The organism is Candidatus Nitrosopumilus sp. (genome assembly GCF_029882185.1).
Classification (GTDB): Archaea; Thermoproteota; Nitrososphaeria; order Nitrososphaerales; family Nitrosopumilaceae; genus Nitrosopumilus.
In genome coordinates this window covers 1-5,657 of sequence record NZ_JAOULD010000063.1, presented here as the reverse complement: position 1 = coordinate 5,657, position 5,657 = coordinate 1, and the positions used below count along the sequence as shown (strand labels likewise).

At 34.5% G+C, this 5,657-nt stretch carries 6 protein-coding genes; all 6 read right to left on the bottom strand.

Annotated features, from left to right (window positions below; translation table 11 throughout):
* Window positions 1–241: 241 nt before the first annotated feature.
* The 6 genes from OEW78_RS09650 to OEW78_RS09625 all read right to left on the bottom strand — a co-directional run bounded on the left by OEW78_RS09650 (window position 242) and on the right by OEW78_RS09625 (window position 5,389).
* Window positions 242–670, bottom strand: a complete 429-nt coding sequence (locus tag OEW78_RS09650) for a universal stress protein (protein WP_300327089.1) — start codon at window positions 668–670, stop codon at window positions 242–244.
* Between the two features lie 56 nt (window positions 671–726).
* Complete coding sequence (locus OEW78_RS09645; RefSeq protein ID WP_300327088.1) at window positions 727–1,545, bottom strand: mechanosensitive ion channel family protein; 819 nt, start codon at window positions 1,543–1,545, stop codon at window positions 727–729.
* Window positions 1,546–2,307 carry a DUF432 domain-containing protein gene (locus OEW78_RS09640; protein ID WP_300327087.1) on the bottom strand — a complete coding sequence of 254 codons (762 nt, stop codon included), beginning with the start codon at window positions 2,305–2,307 and terminating at the stop codon, window positions 1,546–1,548.
* A 238-nt stretch (window positions 2,308–2,545) separates the two neighbouring features.
* On the bottom strand, window positions 2,546–3,358 hold the full coding sequence (locus OEW78_RS09635; RefSeq protein WP_300327086.1) for an adenylate/guanylate cyclase domain-containing protein: 813 nt from the start codon (window positions 3,356–3,358) through the stop codon (window positions 2,546–2,548).
* 235 nt (window positions 3,359–3,593) lie between these two features.
* Window positions 3,594–4,523, bottom strand: a complete 930-nt coding sequence (locus OEW78_RS09630; protein WP_300327085.1) for a cation diffusion facilitator family transporter — start codon at window positions 4,521–4,523, stop codon at window positions 3,594–3,596.
* Window positions 4,524–4,525: 2 nt separating this feature from the next.
* Window positions 4,526–5,389, bottom strand: a complete 864-nt coding sequence (locus tag OEW78_RS09625; RefSeq protein WP_300327084.1) for a hypothetical protein — start codon at window positions 5,387–5,389, stop codon at window positions 4,526–4,528.
* Window positions 5,390–5,657: the final 268 nt, after the last annotated feature.

Below are 5,657 nucleotides of genomic sequence, written 5' to 3'. Positions count from 1 at the left end.
ACTGACGAGGAGTTTGCCAAGAAAAAGAAAAAGATACTGGACAGGATTTGATTTAAAATGTCGACGAATCTGATAATTTCTGCACTGGTTATTATAATTGCAATCTTGGTCGGAGCTTTAATAATTACAAATTACAATTGGTTCTCACAAGAATGGCTGATTGGGTTAGTGATCATCATAGCAAGTGTGGCAGGAGCTGGCATCTTGGCATACTCAAAGATCAGAGGATGAGTTCATCTCATTATTTTACAACCAATACAGGAATCTTTGATGCGTGTAGTATGTGGTTTGCAACGCTTCCAAAATACGACTCTTCTGATGAACCAGCACCCTTCGAGCCAATTACGATTAGTTCATAGTTCCATCTGTTTGCAAAGTCAAGAATGTCCTTTTTAGCAGAACCGTGAATTATCTCGCCGCTCAGGTCTATGCCGCTTTTGGCAGCAGTATTTTTTGCCTTTTCTAAGAGTGTGTCAATTCGCTTTCTTTTAGAAGAATCCAGATCCTCAATGTTGTCAAACCCGTATCGTGACGGCTTTTGACTGACGTACAGTCCTGTCAGTGTAGCACCGCATTGCCTTGCAAAATAGATTGCCTTTTCCAGCCCCCTAAAGGAATTCTGTGAGCCGTCAAGCGGCACCAGTATTTTTTTGACCTCATAGGATTGCATCTTTTTTCACTTGTCCTTCATTACTAATAACCAATATGAAAACATCATATCTGGCACTATTCATTTGAACTACCCTTCCACACAACCCTTTGCGGGAATGGAATCTCAATTCCTGCATCATCTAAGGCGTTTTTGATAACTTTGAGCAAATTGGGCATTACTTCTGCTAGATCATCACGAGGGTGCCATACACGAACCAATATGTTGACACTGTTATCCCCAAGTTCTGAGATCCAAAAATCAGGAGCAGGTTCCATGAGGGAATATGCTACATTTTTTTCAATTGCATTTTTTATGGTTTTAATGGCATTATCCACATTTTCACCGTATCCTATTCCCACTGACACCTCGCTTCTTCTTACCTCAGAAAGTGAGAATGTCCTGAGATTGGATGTGAACATTTTTTCATTAGGAATCCTGACAACAGTACCGTCAAATTGTTGGATCTTTGATGAAAATGTATTAATCTCAATTAACCTTCCAATAACATTTACATCTACAACCTCAACGTTTTCGCCCTGTCTAACAGGTTTCTCAATTAACATAAACACACCGGAAATCATATTGGATACTACTGATTGGGCGGCAAATCCAATCACAATCCCCAAGAATCCTGCACCGATTACCAATCCACCAACATCTATCCCTTGACTTGCAGTTGCAGCAAGCAAGAAAATTATGATTATCCCATAATAGATTAGTTTGTCAAGTGTCTTTACTGTATCAACTGGCAAATTGGGTGCAAACTTTTTCTTAAATATCATACGAACTATTTTGGCAACTATAACCCCCGCAAATACAAGAATTCCAGTAACAAGCAAACTCCAAATTGTGATTCCTTCAATTATTTGAGTATCTAAAATTTCAAAGACCAATTAATCAAACCCCTTATCCATCGTGTAAATGCCATCATCTGTAGCAAGATATGAGACTAGTTTCAAACCTGTACCTTTGTTCACATAGCCTTTACGCTTAATGTCAATTAGTGATGTTTTTGATTCCTGTTTCAGAGTAGCTTCAATGTCATCGACATGTACCTCTGAAGAACCTTCTGAATAGTAAAAATTATGACTTCCAATTGGGAATACCAATTTGCCAATTAATTTCCCCTCATTCAAATTATTGGTAATATCCACTTTCATCCGTGCAAAAACATATGGATCCACATCATTTTTTTCTAAAAGTTTTACTTTGGAATACATGCAAAGTTTTCCATTTTCAGGAGTTCCGTATAGTGCAAATCTGGAATGCATTGGCTCACAAGTAAAGCAATCAAAAAGATCTTTTGTTCCATCTTGATTAATTATGTAAATTCCAATTTCCATCGGAAACTGAATCAGGACACCAACTGTGGATTTTTTTTCAACAAAAATTGATTCTGCCAAACGGAGAAAAATCAAATCATTTGTCTTTTTTGCAGGAAGATTCATGGGCAAAATTGGGCACAATTCAATCTTGATTTTTCCACTTGATTGCGGGATTGATTTTCTTATTTCTTGATCTTCAGAGTTTTTTCTGTAATATGAAAATCTATTATCCTCCTTAATTCCAATATTGATCTCTGTTTTTGGCAATCTCAATTCTAATTTATCTGATATTTCGTATTGACCAAATCCAGAATAGGCATTTTTTTCCATGTTTATTTTTTGGATTCGAGATCTCTGAGTTTATACACCTAATAATAATATCGATTCTTATGCACTTGTAATATTACGTCACTGAGGATTGTTATATAAGAAATTATCAACAGTTAACTAGTAATGCAGAGTATATGATTTAAAATGGAATATAAGATGATTTTTGCTTTAGTTCCACAGTTTGTAATAATTAGATAGGAATGGAAAATTAGCAGCGATACTTTCTGGAAAATATCATTTATTTTCCAACATATGCATATACTGGATAAACTTTTTTGGTTTTTGCAGATTTGTAACTCCAATCAGATTTATCCAAATCTAGATGCACAAAATATTCTTGAACAGAGCCATGAAGTTTTGTATAAACATCACCTCCAACCATTATCTGATCAGGCTGAGCTAGATTCTGAATTTTGGCTGCCATGCTTACTGACGGTCCTAAAATATCAACGTGGGCCTCTTGCAAATCATCCCCATACCGGACGATTGTGTTTTCGCCATAATCAATACCTATCTTTATCTTTAATTCGGGAAGACTGTTACTTTTTAAAATGGGGTTTATTCCAACTTTGATAATTTTCAGCATTGATTCTGCACAGGAAACAGCCCTGTTTGCAACAGATGTAGACAGTTCTTCTGCCACAAAATATCCAATTACAGCATCACCGACAAATTTTAGTACAAAACCATCATGACGTTTAATCACATAAGCCATCTCTTGCGCAAATGTAGTAAAAATAGTAGCAAGTTTTTCTTTGGGCAAATTTAGGATCATGGATGTAGAACCAACTAGATCTACAAACAAGACTGCCATATTCATGCTCTGCAATACTCTTCCTCTCAGAAATGTTTCTGACTCTTCAGTTACGGCAGAATACATGAACTCGTGATTTAGTGATTTATGCACCCTGTCTTTAATTTCTTCAACTAGTGTTTCAGAATCTACAACTTTTTCGGTACCACGTCCTAATAACATGTCAACTATGCTTGGAGTTTTAGGCGATAGTAAATTTGTAATTCCTTTTTTTGCAATATCTTTTGTACTATCCAATAAATCAATTATAATACACACTAGTTTAAGTTGTTAGATGGAGAATGGTTTCAAGATGATTTTTCTATAGAGTTTAGGACTTTGTTTTAAAACTCACATGGAAGAAGAAAACTGTTCTTCAATATCATTATCATAGATTGGAATTTTGACCTGTTATCGTTAATATGCATAATCAAGATGTTGAACAATGGACTCAATTTGCGACATACCTCAAAGAAAATCTAGATCAAAATTCTTATTTCTCAATTTCAACAAAAATGTATTCTTTTTTTGATTCAGGTATGACTCGCATTATTTCGCTTTCAATTGTATCTGTAATTGTTTCAATTTTGTCAGTATCTAATCCATCAATCAAATTGACTTCTATTCCAACCAACACTGTTGTAGGACCAAGATGCATAGTTTTCATGGTTACTATTTTGTGTACTTCGGGAATGCTGTTCACGTTAAACATTATCTGCCGATATTGTAACGGCGAGATTGCCTCACCAATTAACAATCCCCTGTTTTCCTTGGCTAAGAAAATAGCAAATGACATCAAAATAGTGCCGATTACAATTGAGCCTACTGCATCATATGTTGTATTCCCAGTAATATCTGTAAGAAATATTCCAAGTGCTGCAACGCCAATTCCTAAAAGTGCCGCAGAGTCCTCTACGACTACAGTCAAAATTGAAGTGTCTTTACTGCCTTTAAATTCTGCATATAGTGTAGAGGGCCTTATCTTTTCCCCACGATCTATTATTGGTTTCTTAAACTGAACTAGTGCAATTCTTAATGCATTTGCCTCAAATGCAAAAGCAATTGCCAATACAATGTAGTTTATTGTAGGATTTTCAAAATTATGCTCTTCCCCTAACAAGGAGGAAAATCCCTGCTCTAAGGACAAAATTCCAGATATGCCAAATATCATGGTAGCTACAATAAATGACCAAAAAAACTGGGATTTACCAAAACCAAATTGGTGCATATCCGTTGCAGGTTTTTTACTGACCTTTATTCCAACTAACAAAAGAATCTGATTTACAGTGTCTGATGCGGAGTGATAGGACTCTGCCCACATTGCAGCACTACCAGTCATTGCAGCTGCAATGAATTTTGTAACTGCAATTCCCAGATTTCCAAAAAGCGCAGCATAAACTGCTTTAGTTGAACCAGTAGCCAAGATTAGTCTTTGTTTATATCCTTGTTTTTGTTATTTTCTTTTTCTATCTTCTTTTCAAGATTCTTTTGGTTTTTCTCAATCTTTTCTACATGGACTTGAATTTTTTCATCAATTTGTTCTTCGATTTGCTCTTCAAGTTTTTGGTCAACCACAGGAAGAATTCTTCTTTTAATCAAAAATAAAATGCGTAAAATGGCCTCGACTATGATTGCATAAATTACAAATCCAATTATTTTTCCCAAAAAGGGAACAAATCCATAGGCCCTGTTTATAACATCGTCGGCGGTAAAGAAAATATTGCTAGTGAGAAAAATACCCAGTAATGCAAACGGGATTAATTTAGCAAAGTCTTTTGCAAGATCTTCTTTATAATATGCAGAAATTCTGACTGTAACTACAAGCGATATGACAATCAGAAATACATGTTCAGTGGAAATATCAGGTGCCATAAAGAACAGAAATGTAGAGTAAACGACAAACCAAACTAAAACAACTAATGGAAAGACTATGACGTATTTGAAAACATATGCAATGACAGAAGTAATTTTTTTACCATCAGTTTGATATTTTTTAAGACGTAAAGGAATCATTTCTCGTCTTGCAAGGAATCTATAGAAATTCCAAATAAAAATTCCATAAACTACCATGCCAAGAGAATAACCAATCAAATCTAAAAACGATATTTCACTACCAAATTGACTTGATATGTTTTCAATATCAGTTATTGAATCAATTATTGAATCGTCAATTGAAATTCCCCCCAAAGTAAAATAACCTGAATAAAATTCACTGTGAAAATTATCAGGTAGAGCATATGCAAAAGATGAGAATAGAGAACTAAATAGAATCATTAAAAGAATTTTCATGTGATCATGTCTGAATTAAATTCCAAAGTACTTTAATGCTGTCTTAATAAATGGGTTTTAAAAAAATAAAAAAACTCTTTGATGACTCAGAAAATAATTTAACTACCTAAAATAGATACACATGTCATCCTGTTACATGTATGATTTAAAAAACATCCAAAAAATAAAATTCTCAGTTATGGCAATAATTTATGAAATTTCAGAAGATACAAAGAAATTCCTAAAAAATATGCCAAAAGAAATCAAATCACTAGACGATGTATCAAAA